We start from the raw sequence: 15168 nt of genomic DNA, 5'->3' as shown, positions 1-15168 counted from the left end.
CACAACGCCGCCAGCCGAGCGTCCAGCGCGACCTGCCGCTCGCGGCGCAGCACCAGCTCGGCGGACACGCCGTCGATGACCGTGCGGTGCCAGTCGACGGCACATCGGCCGTCGGCCGTCGGTCGCACGCCCGCGTGGACGAGCGACGGACCGAGGTCGACGTCGAGCGCGATCAGGGCGCGGGCTGCCGCGGCCATCGCCGTCGGCGCCGTCCCGACCAGACGGTCCGGTGGCACTGCACCCGTCGCAACGGCGCGGGCCAGCACCGTGTGATGCGACGCGTCCGCGCACACGACGAGGGCGCCGGGCGAGCGGCGGTGCAGGTCCTTGAGCTGTGCAAGGGGATCCGGCTGCACCGGATCGGCCAGCACCGTCACCCATGCCCCATTGGCATCGTCGAGCGACGCGCTGCCGGAGACCCGGGTGCTGTAGCCGTCGACGGGGCCGGACTGCAGGATGTCGAGCGCCTTGCCGGCGGCGAGGGTCTTCTCGGGGTCGATCAGGCGAACTTCGTCGAACCGGCTCCGCGAGGCCAGCGCATAGGCAAGCGCCCCCCCGAGGGGGCCGGCTCCGAGGATGGCGACGAAGGGCATGAAATGTTGGGCGTGGCGTGCGCCGCGCGACCCCGGTAGTGTAAGGGCATGACATCCAAGCCTCAACTCGACGGACACGTCGCCATCGTCACGGGCGGTTCCCGGGGCATCGGTCTGGCCCTCACGTGTGGTTTCGTCGCCCGCGGCGGCCGGGTCGTCGTGTCCGGTCGGTCGCGCAGCGATCTCGACGCGGTCGTGAGTGAACTCGGCGCCAACGTGGCGGTCGTGCAGGGCGATGTCGCCGACCCGGCGGTGGCCGAGGCGCTCATCCGCACCGCGACCGAGCGGTTCGGCGGTGTGGATTCCCTCATCAACAACGCGGGCGTGGGGACGTTTGCCAACGTCGCCGACATGGCGGCCGAGGACTGGCACCGGCTGATCGCGACCAATCTGACCGGCGTGTTCCTCTGCTCGAAGGCGGTCATCCCGGCGCTGAAGCAGCGCGGTGGCGGCTGGATCATCAACATCAGCAGCCTCGCGGGGCGCAACTCGTTCGCCGGGGGCGCGGCCTACTGCGCGTCCAAGGCCGGGCTCAATGCCTTTGCCGAGTCGCTGATGCTCGAGGTGCGCAAGGACAACATTCGCGTGTCGACGGTGATGCCCGGATCGGTGCAGACCGCCTTCTCGGCGGGCGGAGACGCGCCCGAGCACGACTGGAAGCTGTCGGCAGACGATGTGGCGCAGGTGGTGTTCGACCTGCTCGGCAGCAGCGCGCGCAGCCTGCCGAGCCGTGTCGAGATCCGCCCCAGCAAGCCGAAATAGAGCGTGTCGACGCGTGGCGGTGTTCGACGGCACCGCCGCCGACTGTAGCCGCCGACCTTCAGGTCGGCGGTCAGCGACACATCACGTCGGCGGACTGATCGCGCCCCGCCGCTCTGCCATCAACGCCACGGCCCAGGCGACCGCCGGCACCAGGAAGAAGACGGCCAGCGTCGTCGCCAGCGTGCGAGGCGGGATGTGCAGGCGATCGAGGCCGATGCCCGTCAACAGAATCGCGGTGGCCGACACGAGGGTGTGCAGCGCCAGTTCGAGCGCGAAGATGCGGCCGCGCACCCGGGCGTCCACGGCCAGCTGGAGCAGCACCGTGCTGAGCACCCAGAGGAGGGTGCCGAAGACGTGCGCCCAGACCACCGCGAGGGCGCCGACGAGCAGCGTCGGCGCATTCGCCAGCGCGATGTAGCCGACGGCTGCGAGCCCGTACGCCCAAGGGACGAGTGACCGCAGGCGCGCGGCGTCGACGCCCTGGACCGCGCGTGCCAGCAGCGCCCCGCCAATCGCGCCCACGCCGCGTGCGGCAAACAGCACCCCGATGCCGCGCGCCGCCGTCTCGCCCGGTGCCGCGACGAACACCCGCTGGCCGAACACCGTCAGCAACAGCATCATGCCGCCGGCCACGGCCCACACGCCCTTGATGCTCAGGAGGGCGATGGTGGCCGGATGGGCCCGCAGGTAGTGGAGTCCATCACGTACGCGGACGTCCGCGCCCGGCGCGTGCAGGGTGTGATGCGATTCGTGCACGTGCAACCCGCGCAGCGCCAGCGCCGAGGCCAGGAACGACAGTCCGTTGCAGACGAAGGCCGCGTCCCTGCCCACGAGCACGGTGATCGCGCCCCCGACCGAGGCGCCGATGGCCAGCATCACGGCCCAGGTCGCGGCCGACAGCGCGTTGGCGGTGATGAGGTGCTCGCGGGGCACCACGTCCGGGAGCATCGCGGTGCGGGCCGGCTCGAAGAACGCCGTCGCCACGACGCCGAGCGAGACCAGGACGAAGGCGAGCCAGATCTGATCGGCCGAGCGCACGAAGATCAGGCCCGTGAACAACACGGCCCGCGCGAGGTCGGCGCCGATCATCAGCGTCCGCCGCGACATCCGATCGACGACGACGCCGGCGATCGGCCCCACCAGGGCCAGCGGCAGCAACTGCACCACCATCATGGCGGCGACCAGCGTCGCCGAGTTGGTGAGGTCGAGCAGCAGGGCGTAGACCGCGACGGCATTGAACCAGTCGCCGAGCTGGCTCACCACCTGCGCGATCCAGAGGCGCCGGAACTGCGGGTTGTGGAGCAGCAGCGCCGTGAACGTCATGCGCCGCCGAGGACCCGCGTCAGGGTGCTGGCGTCGATGTTGGCGCCGGTCACGAGCAGGACGATCGGATCGGCCGCCTCGGCCAGCGCCCCGGACAGGAGCGCGCCCACGGCGATGGCGCCAGCGCCTTCGGCGACGAGGCGCTCGTGCGCGAACAGCGCCCGGACGCCCTCCACCACGAACGGCTCGGGTACCGTCCGCACCGGCACGCGATGCTGTTGCACCAGCGTGAAGGTGTCGGCGTCCTGCTCGAGATTGCCGAGCAGCCCATCGGCCAGGGACTCGCCCGGTGTGATCGTCGTGGTGTGGCCCGCGGCCAGCGCGTCCGTGAACGCCGGGTTCACCGCCGGCTCGACGCCGATCACCGGGGCACGTCCATCGATGCCAATCGCCACGCCCGCGAGCAACCCGCCGCCGCCCGTCGGCACGACGATGGCGCCGGGGGAGGGCAGGGCGTCGAGGATCTCCAGCGCGACGGTGCCGGCCCCGGCGATGATGTCGGGGTGGTTGTAGGGCGAGATGAAGAGGCCGTCGCCGTTGGCCGCGGCCGCCAGCGCGCGTGCTTCGGCGTCGTCGTAGTCGACGCAGTCGGCGACAATCGTGATGCCCGGCCCGCGCAGCCGATCCAGCTTGGCGCGCGGGGCGTCCTTCGGGACGTAGATCGTCAGCGTCGCGCCGAGCTCACGCGCGATGCTCGAGATCGCCACGCCATGGTTGCCGGCCGACGCCGTCACGATCGGCGGCCAGGCGACGCCGGCGTCGCGGCCCGACGGTGTCCGCTCGGCCAGCGCAAGCAGCGCGTTGCAGGCGCCGCGGCGCTTGAAGGATCGGGTGTGTTGCAGGGTCTCGAGCTTGAGCCATACCTCACGCCCCGTGGCCTCGGAGAGGCCGTCGGCGCGCACCAGGGGCGTGCGACGGATGTAGGGAGCGATGCGGCGGGACGCCGCCTGGACGTGATCGAATGAGACCGACATGGTGATCGAATCGTGTGCCGTACCGCCGTTCGAGAAGAACGGCTATGTGGTGGCCTGCCCCGTGACCGGCGAGGCCATCGTCATCGACCCGGGGCACGAGGTCGACCAGCTCATCGCCATTGTCCGCCGAACCGGCGTCAGCGTGCGTTACATCATGCTGACGCACTCCCACCTCGATCACATCTCGGGGTGCAACGAGGCCAAGGCGGAATGGCCCGTGCCGCTGGTGCTGCACAAGGACGACCTGTTCCTCTACGAACGGGCCGTGCAGCAGGGGATTGCCTTCGGGATCAAGATGCGCGCCCAGCCGCCGATCGACGCCTGGTTCGACCAACAGCCGCACTGGACGTTCGGCCAGTGCACGCTGCACGCGCATCACACGCCCGGCCACAGCCCGGGACAGGTGTGCCTGCAGATCGGCCAGGTCGGTCAGCCGGCCGAGGATCTGTTCGTGGGCGACACGCTGTTTGCCGGCTCGATCGGGCGCACCGACCTGCCGGGTGGCGATCACGCCACGCTGCTGCGGTCGGTGCACGAGGTGCTGTTTCCGCTGGGCGACGCGTGTCGCGTCCACCCTGGCCACGGGCCGGCGACGACGATCGGGGACGAGCGTCGGACCAACCCGTTCCTGAAACCCTAGCTGCCGACTTCCAGCGTCGTCTCCACCTGGTTGAGCGGCGCGTGGACGAGCACGAGGTCGACGCGCCCGACCCGGAGCGTGTCTCCGGGCAGCAGGGTCGCCTTGTGCACACGTCGGCCGTTCACGTAGGTGCCGTTGGTGCTCTGCAGGTCCTCGACCTCGAGCTGTCCGGTCGGCTGGGCGGTGAGACGGCAGTGCAGGCGCGACACCATCGCCGCGTCGACGATGAAGTCGGCGCGGACGGCGCGGCCGAGCGTCTTGATGGTGCCGGGCATCAACCGGAAGGTGAGGGCCGGTTCATGCCCCTGCACGGTGCGAAGAATCCACATCGGTATGCGTTGACCTAGACGGCGGCGGCCGCCACGGGCGCGGGCAGCGGCGGGAGACCGAGCTGTTCCCGCAGACGCGGGGCGATCACCTCACCCTTGTGCGTCACGAGGATCTCCCGGGTGATCTCGTCGGCCTGGTCGATCACCAGCGCGCCTTCCTTGGTGCGCAGGTGAGCGAGCAGCGTGGTGAGGTTCTTGGCGTAGAGCTGACTGGCGTGGAAGGGCACGGTGGCCGGCAGGTTGGTCGGCCCGTGGATCGTGACGCCGTGGGCGACGATCGTCTCGTCGGCGACGGTCAGCTCACAGTTGCCGCCGCGCTCGGCGGCGAGGTCGACGATCACCGAGCCTGGCGTCATGGCCGCGACCATGTCGGCCGTGATCAGCACCGGGGACTTCTTGCCGGGAATGGCCGCCGTGGTGATGACCACGTCACTGTGCGCCACGACGCGCGCCATCGTCTCGCGCTGACGACGGTAGAACGACTCGTCCTGTGCCGCGGCGTATCCGCCCTGGCCCTCGGCCGCGGCGGTGTCGAGCGGCAGCTCGACGAACTTGGCGCCGAGGCTCTCGATCTGTTCCTTGACGGCGGCGCGGACGTCGTAGGCCTCGATCTTGGCGCCGAGTCGCTTGGCGGTGGCGATGGCCTGCAACCCGGCCACCCCGGCACCGATCACGAAGACGCGGGCCGGCGCGATGGTGCCGGCGGCCGTCATCATCATCGGGAACATGCGCGGCAGGGTGGCGGCGGCCAGCAGCACGGCCTTGTAGCCGGCGATGTTGGCCATCGACGACAGCGCATCCATGCTCTGGGCACGCGTGATGCGCGGGATCAGCTCCATCGAGATGACGGTCGCGCCCTTCGCGGCCATCGCCCGCGCCGCGTCGGGGGCCCCGAGTGGATCGGCGAATCCGATGACGGTGTGCTTCGAACTCAGCCGTTCGACGTCGGCGAGACCATAGGTGCCGGCGGCCGCGGCGGTCCGGACCTGCAGGATGATGTCTGCCTCGGCAAACACCTGATCGCGCGATCCGAGTCGCGCGCCTGCCGCGACATAGGCGTCGTCCGGACAGCCGGCACGCACGCCGGCGCCCTGCTCCACGAGGACCTCTGCCCCTGACTTGACCAGGGGCGCAATGCTGCCAGGGACGAGGGCAACCCGGTCTTCTCCGGGCACCAGTTCGCGCGGGATCCCGATGACCATGCGCCGGATTGTACTCCCCGCCTTCGCCTTCGGCTACGGCGGGCACGCCCCCGACCCCGAAGGGTCAGCCGCGGGCGAGGCTCGTGGGCCGGGCCCTGCACCCTGTTAACCCCTCGGACTCGTTTCCCGTTGTGAGAGATCGAGCGGTCGTGATGTAGGAGCCGTCCCACTGGGCCGGCTGTCCCTGTGCCCATCGTGCTCGCGCGACGCCGCGGCGCGCGGGGGCACCTGTCCGCGGTAGCTCGCGAAGCGTGCGTGCACCTGTCCGCCGCAACGCGAGAGGTGTTCGTGGCCCTGTCCGCCGCAGCTCGCGAGGCGTGCGTGAACCCCGCCGCCGCAGCGCGAGAGGTGTGCGTGGACCTGTCCGCCGCAGCGCGGGAGGTGTTCGTGGACCTGTCCGCCGTAGCTCGCGAGGTGTTCGTGGACCTGTCCGCCGTAGCTCGCGAGGCATCCCATGCGAGCGAAGGCGGATGAACTCCCGGCGGAGGCGCTCCGTCCAAGTACAGCGTTCGGGAAAGCGGCCACAGCGGCCATGTCCGGAGAGAGTTCGATGATGACCCTGATGAACAAGCGCCTCGGCGTGCTCACCGCTGGCGCCCTCGCGGCCGGCGCTGGACTGTATGCGTGGTCGGGCATGACGCCCGCGAAGGCGACCTTCGAGCCGTCCCGGCTCGCGACGGTCGAGCAGGACACCATGGTGCGGTCGGTGGTGGCCACCGGCAAGGTCGAGCCCATCTCGAAGGTCGAGATCAAGTCGAAGGCCAACGGCATCATCGAGCGCCTCCACGTCGATGTGGGCGACATCGTCACGGCCGGGGACGTGCTGGCTGAACTCGACAAGGAGAACCTGCTCGCGCAGGTCCGCGAGGCCACGGCCAACGTGCAGGCGGCCGAGGCGGCGCTGCTGGCGGCGCGGGCGCAGCTCGAGAAGAACAAGGTCGAGGCCGAGGGGCCCGACGTCGAGTTCGCCCGACGGGCGGCCAAGCGCGCCGAGGATCTGGCCACGCAGAAGCTGGTGGCGCAGTCCGAGTTCGACACGGCGCAGAGCGCCTACGAGCTCGCGATCAACCGCCAGAAGGTGGCGAAGGGACAGCTGGCGGTGGCGCAGGCCAAGGTCTCCGAAGCCGGCGCGCAGGTGGCGCAGGCCCGCGCCAATCTCGAGCGCGCCGACGAGGAACTGCGCAACGCGACCATCCGGGCGCCCATCGCCGGAATGGTCCTGACGCGCGACATCGAGATCGGCAGTCCCGTGTCGTCGATCCTGAACCTCGGCGCCAACGCGACGCTGGTGATGACGCTCGGTGACATCAAGGAAGTGTTCGTCCGTGGCAAGGTCGACGAGGCCGACATCGGCCAGGTCCAGTTCGAGCAGCCGGCGCGCATCAGCGTCGAGACCTTCAAGGACAAGAAGTTCGACGGGCGGGTCACGCTGATCTCGCCGATGGGGGCCGAGAAGGACAACGTCACGACCTTCGAGGTCAAGGTCTCGATCGACAACCCCGGCAACGAGCTCAAGGCCAACATGACGGCCAACGCCGAGATCATCCTCGAGCAGCGTCCGGACTCGCTGATCGTGCCCGAAGCGGCGATCACGTACGACGCCGAGCGCAAGGCGTTCGTCGACCTGTTCGATCCGAACGAGCCCACCGGGCGCCGCCGGGTGCCGGTCACGGTCGGCATCGGCAACGGCACGCGCGCCCAGCTGCTGCAGGGCGTCAAGAAGGGCGACCGCGTCATCCTGCCGTCGTAGCCGCCATGCGCGAGTCCTTCTTCCAGGCCCTCGACAATCTCCGGGCCAACAAGCTGCGCAGCTTCCTGACGATGTTCGGCATCATGTGGGGCATCGTGTCGATCGTCGTGCTGTCGGCCCTCGGCGAGGGCTTCCAGCGCGGCAACGACGCCGTGCTGCGCGAGTTCGGCCGGAACATGAGCATCGTGTGGGGCTCTCGCACCACGATGCAGGCCGGCGGCGAGCGCGCCGGGCGCCTCGTCACGCTGACGGTGGACGATGCGCGGGCGATCAAGGCGCAGGGCCGCCTGGTCAGCATGGTGAGCCCGGAGATCCAGCGCGGCACCAAGGTCAAGAGCGCCTACAACGAGGCCTCGGTGGTCGTGCACGGGGTCGAGCCGCCCTACATGTTCATGCGGACCATCGAGGTGGACCGCGGCCGGCAGCTCACCTGGAGTGACGAACAGAACGCGTCACAGGTCGCGGTGATCGGCTGGGAGATGTGCCAGCAGCTGTTCGGCCAGCGCGACCCGGTCGGTGAGCAGATCCTCGTCAACGGCACGCCGTTCCGCATCGTCGGGCGCATCCGCCGGAAGGATCAGGACAGCAACTACAGCGGTCCCGACAACAACAAGATCTTCATCCCGTTCGCGGTGATGGCGAAGTACTTCCCGCGCCCCGACGCGCCGACCGGCAGCCTCAGCCAGATGCTGGTGATGCCGCGGCAGGAAGTGATCGACAACCTCACGACGGTGCTGACGGCGCGCACCGGTCGGGTCGAGGACATCGACTGGCCGCTCGAGCACGAAATCCGCGAGATCCTGGCGCGGCGCAAGGCCTTCAATCCCGACGATCGCGATGCCATCAACGTCTGGGACACCTCGCTGCAGACGATGTTCTTCGACCGGATGATCTCGGCGATGGGTGGCTTCTTCCGCGTGGTGGGGCTGGTGACGCTGGCGCTCGGCGGCATCGGCGTGATGAACATCATGCTGATCGCGGTCAAGGACCGCACGCGCGAGATCGGCGTCCGCAAGGCGCTCGGCGCAACCACCGCGGCCATCCAGCGGCAGTTCTTCCTCGAGGGCTTCTTCCTGACGATGTTCAGCGGCGGCCTCGGCATGGCCATCGGCGTCGCGCTGTGCACGGCGGTCAACACGCTGGCCGAGCTGCCGATCCGCTTCGCCGGGATGATCATCACCTGGCCCAACGCGCTGCTCGCGCTCGGCGCGCTCGTCCTCATCGGCGTCGTGTCGTCGACGCTCCCGGCCCGCAAGGCCGCCAAGTTGCCGCCCACCGAGGCGCTCCGGTACGAGATGTGAGGCGCCCATGACCCCCCCGGATATCGCCACGCTGGACTCGGCCATGCCGCTCGCGCCCGCACGGCGCGTGCGTGGACGCACTCGAACGCTCCAGATGCTGAAGGAGGTGGTGCGCGAGGCCGGCTACGGCGTCTCACGCAACCGGCTGCGTGCGGCGCTGTCGATGCTCGGCATCTCCTGGGGCATCGTCTCCGTGGTGATGCTGCTCGCCTACGGCAACGGCTTCCAGGAGGCGCTGATGGTCGGCTTCAGGAACGCCTTCGGCGAAGGCGTCGCCGTGATGTATCCCGGGCAGACCAGCATGCAGGCAGGCGGCCAGCGGGCCGGTCGTCGCATCCGGCTCAAGCCCGAGGATGCGGCGCTCGTCGCCGAACTGCCCGCGGTGCGATCGGTGAGCCCGGAGTACATGAACCGCCTGCCGATGACCTTCGCCGACAGGTCGTCGACGTTCGCCCTGCGCGGCGTCAACGTCGCTTACGGGTCGATGCGCGGCGAACGTCCCGGCAAGGGGCAGGGCCGCTGGCTGACCGACGAGGACGTCGCCGAGCGGCGTCGTGTCGTCTTTCTCGGCTACGAGGTCGCGCGCAAGCTGTTCGGTGCCCAGCAGGCCGTCGGGCAGACCATCCGCATCGCCAACCGCCCCTTCGAGGTCGTCGGCGTGATGGAGGACAAGGTCCAGATGTCCTCCTACTTCTCGCCGGACAAGTACTGCGCCTTCATCCCCCACACGACGATGGGCGAGCTGCAGGACACGACCTATGTCTCGACCATCGTCTTTCAGACGATGAACCCGCTGCAGCAGGAGAAGACGCTGCGGCAGGTGCGCGAGCTGCTGGCGCGTCGCCATCGCTTCGAAGCGGCGGACGAGCGGGCCGTCAACATCAACGACTCGGTCGAGAACATGGCGACGATCAACGGCATCACCAACGGGCTGAAGGTGGTGCTGACGTTCATCGGGGTGCTGACGCTGGCCATCGGCGGCGTCGGCATCATGAACATCATGTTCGTCTCGGTGACCGAGCGGACCCGCGAGATCGGCATCCGCAAGGCCCTCGGGGCACGCCGGCGCGAGATCCTGCTGCAGTTCCTCTGCGAGGCCTTCTTCATCACCTTCCTCGGCGGCCTCGCCGGCGTTGTGGCCTCGTGGCTGATGGTGTGGGCCTTCAGCCCGCGGCCGTTCCTGGCCGAACTGCTCGACGACCTGAGCCGCCGGACCGACATCCATCTGGTGCTGTCGCTCGAACTGCTCGGCATCTGCACCGCGATCCTGATGGTCGTCGGCATCATCGCGGGCCTGCTGCCCGCGGTGCGGGCGTCACGCCTCAACCCGATCGAGGCGCTGCGCTACGAGTAGAAGGTGGCAATGCGAGATTGGAAATGCTGAATTTCAGGCGGCTTGGCCTGCCGGCCTCCGCCGCGCCAGGCGTAGCCGGCGCGCGAGAATTTCACATCTCGAATCTCACAGTGCCAGCGTCAGCGTCCAGGTAGTTTCCCCAGCCACTCGACGATCTGCTTGGCGACCTCGGGGCTCACCTTCGCGGCCTGGAGGCTGGCGTACTCGGCCACCTCGCCCGTCTTCGCCGGCACCAGCAGGTGATTGATGCCGGGCACGAGGACGAGCGTGGCCGGCCCCTTCTTGCGCTGCGCCGCCAGCCCGTTGAGCAACTCGGCGTTCTGCAGGGGCACCTGCTTGTCGAGTTCGCCGTGGAGGATGAGCAGCGGCTGGTCGACCTTCTTCAACACCGGGGTCGGCTCCCACTGGAGGAAGCTGCGGAACCACGCCGTGTCGGCCTGCTTGCGGACCGCCTCGGGCACACCCTCCCAGCCCGTGCCCGTGAGCACCGCATTCATGATCTGCTTCTGCAGGTCGATGCGGCGCTGCTTCTCCTCGTCGGAGATCTTGAGACCGTCGAGGGCGCGGCGCTGCTGTTCCAGCACCAGGTCACTGCCCTTCGTGCCCGGTGCGGCGATGGTGGCCACGGCCTTGATGTCGCCGGTGCGGCTCGCGGCGATCAGCGCCACGGCGCCGCCCTCGCTGTGACCGACCACGAACATCCGGTTGCCGTCGACGTCCTTCTGCTTGCGCAGCCACCGCACCACACTCACCACGTCGTCGGCATAGTCCGAGAGGGTGGCGGACTCGGCGCGGCCACCGCTCTGGCCGACGCCACGCTTGTCGTAGCGCACCACGAGGTAGCCGGCATCGGCGAGGTGTCCGGCGAGCTGGCCCATCACGGGCACACCGTAGGCGATGGTGTCGCGATCGACGTTGCCCGAACCGCCGACGAGCACGACGGCCGGCAGCTTCTCGACGTTCTTGTCCTTCTTGCCGGGGGCCGTCCTGCCGGCCGGTCGCGAGATCGTGGCGCCGATGTTGAAGCCGACGCCTGCAATCAGCAACGTCTGGTCGTTCTCGCGGAACTCCTTGACCTCGCGCGTGAAGACGCTCGTGAGGTCCTCGCGCACCACGTCGACGCCGGCAGCGGTGATCGAGTAGCGGATGAGTCGCCCGGTGGCCTTCTCGGCCCACAGCAGCAGCACCATCGGCGTACCGGCGTTGTCGAGGTCCAGGACGTGCCGACGGACTTCGTACATGCCCGCTGCGGTCTGCATCCGTTCGTCACCGACGGCCGACAGCGTCGCCTTCACCTGCGCCTGGGGCGCGACATAGAGCGGCACGGTCGCGCCGGCCTGGAGCGTGACGACGCGATAGGCCAGGGCCTGGGCGGCGGCGAAGACGTTGTTGGGCAGGAAGATGGCGTCGGCCGCGACGTCGTGCGACACCGTCGTCGCCGTCTCGCCCTGCGTGACCTTGTTGGTGGCCTTGCCCTCGGCCACCGTCGTCTCGACGATCAGCGCCTGGTCCTTGAGGCGAGCCTCGGTGCGCATGCTGACGGGTACGCCCGTCGGGCCGTAGACGAACTCTGCGGCGCGCAGCACATAGCCACCGCCAGCGATGCCGCCGGACGAACGGATGGTCATCCCGCTGGCGTCGCGCACCACGGCGACCTGCTCGGAGCCGACGTTCCGGCCCTGCACCACGATGCGGTACGCCGCGTTCCACTGGTCGTCCACGGCAGGCTGGGCCACTGCTGGTGTCACGGACAGCAGGGCGGCGACCAGCGGAAGGAGCCACGTACAATGGCGAAGGACCACACGCATTCGCTCAGGATATCAGCCCCGGAATGACCGAGACCTTCGCCGACGAGTACCGCGCGCTGCATGCTGACGCGCTGTGGATGGACCGCAGCGGGCGCGACGCGCGCCTGGACGTGCGTGGCCCCGACGCCGCCGAGTGGTTGCAGGGGTTGCTGACGCAGGATGTCAGGACGCTGGAGCCGGGGCAGGGGACGTACGCGGCGTACCTGACCCCGCAGGGACGGATGATTGCCGACCTGCGCCTGTTCCACCGCGGGGACCGCTTCCTGATCGAGGCCGTGGCGGGTGTCCGCGCGACCCTGCTGAGTCGACTCGACCAGTTCGTGATCATGGAGGACGTCACGATCAGGGACGTCAGCGAGACCCTCGGGTGCCTCACGGTGATGGGACCGGCGGCCGGCGGAGTGGTGGCGGCCATGACGGGACTGGCGCAGGACGCGCTCGAGGCGCTCCCGGAGCATGCCCAGATCGCGGTCGGCACGTCCGGCGGCTTCGTCGCGGCCTCGCGAGACCTCGGGGAGCCGGCGTTCGATCTCGTCGCGCCGACCGTGGAGATCGCTGCCTGGCGCGCGCAGTTGCAGGCGAGAGGCACCCAGGCCAGCGAGACGCTGGTCGACACCGCCCGTATCGAAGCTGGTCGGCCCCGCTTCGGCGTCGACATGCGCGAGGACACGATCCCGCTCGAGGCCGGGATCGAGCGCCGGGCCATCAGCTTCGACAAGGGGTGCTACGTCGGGCAGGAAGTGGTGATCAGGATTCTGCACCGCGGGCAGGGGCGGGTCGCTCGACGCCTCGTCTGGGTGGAGCAGGCGCCCGCCGACCCGACCGTCGCGGCGTGGCCGCCGGGTGAGGCCGTCCATCTCGGCGAGAAGGCCGTCGGCACGGTGAGCAGTGTGTGCTGGTCGCCGGCCCGGGGCGGGTGGCTGGGCATTGCCATGCTGCACCGCGATGCCACCGAGCCGGGCACGGTGGTCCGCATCGGGACGCATCAGGCCACCGTCCGCGCCCTGCCCTGATGCGGTCGATCATCGTCAGCGCGGCGGTCGTCGAGCAGGACGGCGCGTTCCTGCTGACGCGACGTGCCTCCGACGCGCATCTCGGTGACCGCTGGGAGTTCCCGGGCGGCAAGGTCGAGCCCGGCGAGACGCTCGAGGCGTCGCTGGTGAGGGAGATCCACGAGGAGCTCGGCTGCGGTCTGGAGGTCGGGCCGCGGCTGCTCACCTCGCGACACGCGTATCCGGAGGTGCACGTGGAACTGCATTTCTTCGCGGCGACGCTGATCGGCGCGCCCGTGCCTCAACTCGGGCAGGCCATGCGATGGGTCCCCCGGGCGGAGTTGTCGTCGCTGCCATTTCCGGAGGCCGACGTCGAACTGGTGAGGCTCCTCACGCAGGGGCGGTGACGCATGCCCGTGTCTCGCGACGTCAACCGCATCGAGGGCTTCAGCGATGCCGTCTTCGGCTTCGCACTGACGCTGCTGGTCGTGTCGCTCGAGGTGCCGCGCACCTTTGCCGACATGATGCAGAGCGTCCGCGCGCTGCCCGCCTTCGCGGCATCGTTTGCCATCCTCCTGCTGATCTGGCAGGAACATCACGGCTTCTTCAGGCGCTACGGCGTGCACGACGGGCCGACCATCTGGCTCAACGGTCTGCTGTTGTTCGTGGTGCTGTTCTACGTCTACCCGCTGAAGTTCCTGATGACGATGCTGATCGGGCCGCACGGGGTCCTGTTCGGCGGCAGGCCGGAGGGGGTGAGCGACGCGCAGGTGCCCGGGCTCATGGCCATGTACGGGGTCGGCTTCATCGCCCTGTTCCTGATCCTGGCGGCGCTGCACTGGCGATCGCTGTCGTGCCTGAAGGCCGTGCCGGACTCGGGTGTCGACCTGCGGCTGCTGCGCGTTCACCTGGGCGCCACGCTGGTATACGTCTCGATAGGCGTCCTGTCACTGCTGCTGGTCGCCCTGCTGCCCACGAGTGTGGGGCTGCCGGCCTCGGGCATCGTCTACGCGCTGATCGGGCCGGCGCACTTCGCCTACCACCGTTTCGTCGTGCCACGGCTGATGAGGGCGGACGTTCCGCCGAGTGTCCCGCCGACCTGAAGGTCGGCGGCTACAGTCGTGCCCGGAGGGCTCCAGCAGTCTCGCTCAATCGCGGCTGCACAGGGGTAGCTGCACTGCGCGAACCAGCTCAGACGGCTCCGCCGGCGATTGTAGGCGTCGACCTTCAGGTCGACGCACCGGTGCGATAGGCGCAGTGCTTCTGTTTCGGGCAGTAGAGGCACTGCGGCTTGCGGGCGGTGCAGACGGTGGCGCCGAAGTCCATCAGCGCCTGGTTGAAGTCGAACACGTGCTTGTGTGGCAACACCGCGCGCGACAACTCCCACAGGTGCTTCTGCATGGCGTGCGACTTCGGCTCGCCTTCCCCGACGAAGACGCGGAACAGCACGCGGGCCACGTTGGTGTCGAGAATGGCCGCGCGTTTGCCGAACGCGAAGCTCATCACCGCGCCGGCCGTGTAGGCGCCGATGCCCTTGAACGACAGCAGGGTGGCTTCGTCGGACGGCAGCTTGCCGCCGTAGCTGGCCACCGCTTCACGGGCGATCGACTGCAGCCGCCGTGGCCGGATGTTGTAGCCGAGCGGCCGCCAGGTCTGCACGACGTCGTCTTCGGGCGCGTCGGCCAGCGCTTCGAACGAGGGGTACTTCTCCAGCCACTCGTGATACTTCGGCAGCACGCGATCGACCTGCGTCTGCTGCAGCATGATCTCGGAGACGAGGATGTGGTACGGGTCGCTGGTGTTCCGCCACGGCAGGTCACGGCCCTGGGCGCGATACCAGGTGAGCAGCGTGGTGCGGAACCGTCGTCTGGCGCGGGCATCGGGCAGCGGCAACAGCGGCCCGGTCTTTCGTGGCACGACGGGCAGTATATTCGGCGAACGCCGAACGCCGACCCATGAGCCTTGAGCCCTGAGCCTTGATGGGTGAGCCCTGCCCCCTGAGCCCTGACCCCTGAGCCATGCACTACGCTGTAGCCCGGTGAACGTCGATCAGGCCTACGCGCGGTGCCAGCAGGTGGCGGCCGCCCACTACGAGAACTTTCCCGTGGCCTCGCGCCTGGTGCCGGCCTCGATGCGGCCG

14 protein-coding genes and 2 pseudogenes are annotated in these 15168 nt (G+C 69.3%); 9 read left to right on the top strand and 7 right to left on the bottom strand.

Features of this window, described 5'->3' with window-relative positions:
- Positions 1-593 (bottom strand): annotated as a pseudogene (locus Q0C41_RS23610) (hypothetical protein); the annotation flags it as partial.
- 48 nt (positions 594-641) lie between these two features.
- Between Q0C41_RS23610 and Q0C41_RS23605 the strand changes: the two are divergent.
- Entirely contained in the window at positions 642-1355 is a 714-nt protein-coding gene (locus Q0C41_RS23605; RefSeq protein WP_291988017.1) for an SDR family oxidoreductase, read from the top strand.
- An 81-nt stretch (positions 1356-1436) separates the two neighbouring features.
- Here Q0C41_RS23605 and Q0C41_RS23600 read toward each other — a convergent pair whose 3' ends face one another.
- Both Q0C41_RS23600 and Q0C41_RS23595 read right to left on the bottom strand, forming a co-directional pair.
- Complete coding sequence (locus tag Q0C41_RS23600; RefSeq protein WP_291988015.1) at positions 1437-2678, bottom strand: MFS transporter; 1242 nt, start codon at positions 2676-2678, stop codon at positions 1437-1439.
- Complete coding sequence (locus Q0C41_RS23595) at positions 2675-3652, bottom strand: threonine/serine dehydratase (protein ID WP_291988013.1); 978 nt, start codon at positions 3650-3652, stop codon at positions 2675-2677. Before Q0C41_RS23595 ends, Q0C41_RS23600 begins: the two co-directional genes overlap by 4 nt.
- Between Q0C41_RS23595 and Q0C41_RS23590 the strand changes: the two genes are divergently transcribed.
- Positions 3651-4292 (top strand): MBL fold metallo-hydrolase, encoded by a 642-nt coding sequence (locus Q0C41_RS23590; protein WP_291988011.1) that lies wholly within the window; start codon positions 3651-3653, stop codon positions 4290-4292. The two genes, Q0C41_RS23595 and Q0C41_RS23590, sit on opposite strands and share 2 nt — an antisense overlap.
- Here the strand turns inward: Q0C41_RS23590 and Q0C41_RS23585 are convergent.
- Entirely contained in the window at positions 4289-4621 is a 333-nt protein-coding gene (locus tag Q0C41_RS23585) for an FHA domain-containing protein (RefSeq protein WP_291988008.1), read from the bottom strand. The two genes, Q0C41_RS23590 and Q0C41_RS23585, sit on opposite strands and share 4 nt — an antisense overlap.
- 14 nt (positions 4622-4635) lie before the next feature.
- The gene (locus Q0C41_RS23580) at positions 4636-5823 is read right to left on the bottom strand and encodes a Re/Si-specific NAD(P)(+) transhydrogenase subunit alpha (protein ID WP_291988006.1); all 1188 of its coding nucleotides are present in this window, start codon (positions 5821-5823) and stop codon (positions 4636-4638) included.
- Positions 5824-6373: 550 nt separating this feature from the next.
- Here Q0C41_RS23580 and Q0C41_RS23575 point away from each other — a divergent pair.
- From Q0C41_RS23575 to Q0C41_RS23565, 3 genes are read left to right on the top strand one after another with little or no spacing between them, the layout of a single operon-like run.
- Complete coding sequence (locus tag Q0C41_RS23575) at positions 6374-7573, top strand: efflux RND transporter periplasmic adaptor subunit (protein WP_291988004.1); 1200 nt, start codon at positions 6374-6376, stop codon at positions 7571-7573.
- A 5-nt stretch (positions 7574-7578) separates the two neighbouring features.
- Positions 7579-8874, top strand: coding sequence for an ABC transporter permease (locus tag Q0C41_RS23570; RefSeq protein WP_291988003.1), 1296 nt, complete (start codon positions 7579-7581; stop codon positions 8872-8874).
- A 7-nt stretch (positions 8875-8881) separates the two neighbouring features.
- Complete coding sequence (locus Q0C41_RS23565; protein ID WP_291988001.1) at positions 8882-10228, top strand: ABC transporter permease; 1347 nt, start codon at positions 8882-8884, stop codon at positions 10226-10228.
- Between the two features lie 119 nt (positions 10229-10347).
- On the opposite strand, the gene Q0C41_RS23560 is transcribed toward Q0C41_RS23565, so the two are convergent.
- A complete protein-coding gene (locus Q0C41_RS23560; protein WP_291987999.1) occupies positions 10348-12036 on the bottom strand; it encodes an alpha/beta fold hydrolase in 1689 nt (562 codons plus the stop codon).
- A gap of 23 nt (positions 12037-12059) precedes the next feature.
- On the opposite strand from Q0C41_RS23560, the gene Q0C41_RS23555 reads away from it, so the two are divergent.
- Genes Q0C41_RS23555 through Q0C41_RS23545 form a run of 3 tightly spaced genes read left to right on the top strand, consistent with a single transcriptional unit; the run spans position 12060 to position 14131 of the window.
- A complete protein-coding gene (locus Q0C41_RS23555) occupies positions 12060-13049 on the top strand; it encodes a glycine cleavage T C-terminal barrel domain-containing protein (RefSeq protein ID WP_291987997.1) in 990 nt (329 codons plus the stop codon).
- A complete protein-coding gene (locus Q0C41_RS23550) occupies positions 13049-13435 on the top strand; it encodes a (deoxy)nucleoside triphosphate pyrophosphohydrolase (RefSeq protein ID WP_291987995.1) in 387 nt (128 codons plus the stop codon). The genes Q0C41_RS23555 and Q0C41_RS23550 overlap by 1 nt, the downstream gene beginning before the upstream one ends.
- Before the next feature lie 3 nt (positions 13436-13438).
- Complete coding sequence (locus tag Q0C41_RS23545; protein ID WP_291987992.1) at positions 13439-14131, top strand: TMEM175 family protein; 693 nt, start codon at positions 13439-13441, stop codon at positions 14129-14131.
- Between the two features lie 124 nt (positions 14132-14255).
- Here Q0C41_RS23545 and Q0C41_RS23540 read toward each other — a convergent pair whose 3' ends face one another.
- The gene (locus tag Q0C41_RS23540) at positions 14256-14945 is read right to left on the bottom strand and encodes an A/G-specific adenine glycosylase (RefSeq protein WP_291987990.1); all 690 of its coding nucleotides are present in this window, start codon (positions 14943-14945) and stop codon (positions 14256-14258) included.
- A gap of 121 nt (positions 14946-15066) precedes the next feature.
- Between Q0C41_RS23540 and Q0C41_RS31505 the strand changes: the two are divergent.
- Positions 15067-15168 (top strand): annotated as a pseudogene (locus tag Q0C41_RS31505) (squalene synthase HpnC); the annotation flags it as partial.

It is taken from the genome of Luteitalea sp., assembly GCF_022842525.1.
Lineage (GTDB): Bacteria > Acidobacteriota > Vicinamibacteria > Vicinamibacterales > Vicinamibacteraceae > Luteitalea.
This window is presented reverse-complemented; position numbering and strand designations above follow the sequence as displayed.

Coding starts and splice junctions, on each gene's coding strand:
- Q0C41_RS23605 (WP_291988017.1), top strand. CDS start 642: ATGACATCCAAGCCTCAACTCGACGGACACGTCGCCATCGTCACGGGC.
- Q0C41_RS23600 (WP_291988015.1), bottom strand. CDS start 2,678: ATGACGTTCACGGCGCTGCTGCTCCACAACCCGCAGTTCCGGCGCCTC.
- Q0C41_RS23590 (WP_291988011.1), top strand. CDS start 3,651: ATGGTGATCGAATCGTGTGCCGTACCGCCGTTCGAGAAGAACGGCTAT.
- Q0C41_RS23595 (WP_291988013.1), bottom strand. CDS start 3,652: ATGTCGGTCTCATTCGATCACGTCCAGGCGGCGTCCCGCCGCATCGCT.
- Q0C41_RS23585 (WP_291988008.1), bottom strand. CDS start 4,621: ATGTGGATTCTTCGCACCGTGCAGGGGCATGAACCGGCCCTCACCTTC.
- Q0C41_RS23580 (WP_291988006.1), bottom strand. CDS start 5,823: ATGGTCATCGGGATCCCGCGCGAACTGGTGCCCGGAGAAGACCGGGTT.
- Q0C41_RS23575 (WP_291988004.1), top strand. CDS start 6,374: ATGATGACCCTGATGAACAAGCGCCTCGGCGTGCTCACCGCTGGCGCC.
- Q0C41_RS23570 (WP_291988003.1), top strand. CDS start 7,579: ATGCGCGAGTCCTTCTTCCAGGCCCTCGACAATCTCCGGGCCAACAAG.
- Q0C41_RS23565 (WP_291988001.1), top strand. CDS start 8,882: ATGACCCCCCCGGATATCGCCACGCTGGACTCGGCCATGCCGCTCGCG.
- Q0C41_RS23560 (WP_291987999.1), bottom strand. CDS start 12,036: ATGCGTGTGGTCCTTCGCCATTGTACGTGGCTCCTTCCGCTGGTCGCC.
- Q0C41_RS23555 (WP_291987997.1), top strand. CDS start 12,060: ATGACCGAGACCTTCGCCGACGAGTACCGCGCGCTGCATGCTGACGCG.
- Q0C41_RS23550 (WP_291987995.1), top strand. CDS start 13,049: ATGCGGTCGATCATCGTCAGCGCGGCGGTCGTCGAGCAGGACGGCGCG.
- Q0C41_RS23545 (WP_291987992.1), top strand. CDS start 13,439: ATGCCCGTGTCTCGCGACGTCAACCGCATCGAGGGCTTCAGCGATGCC.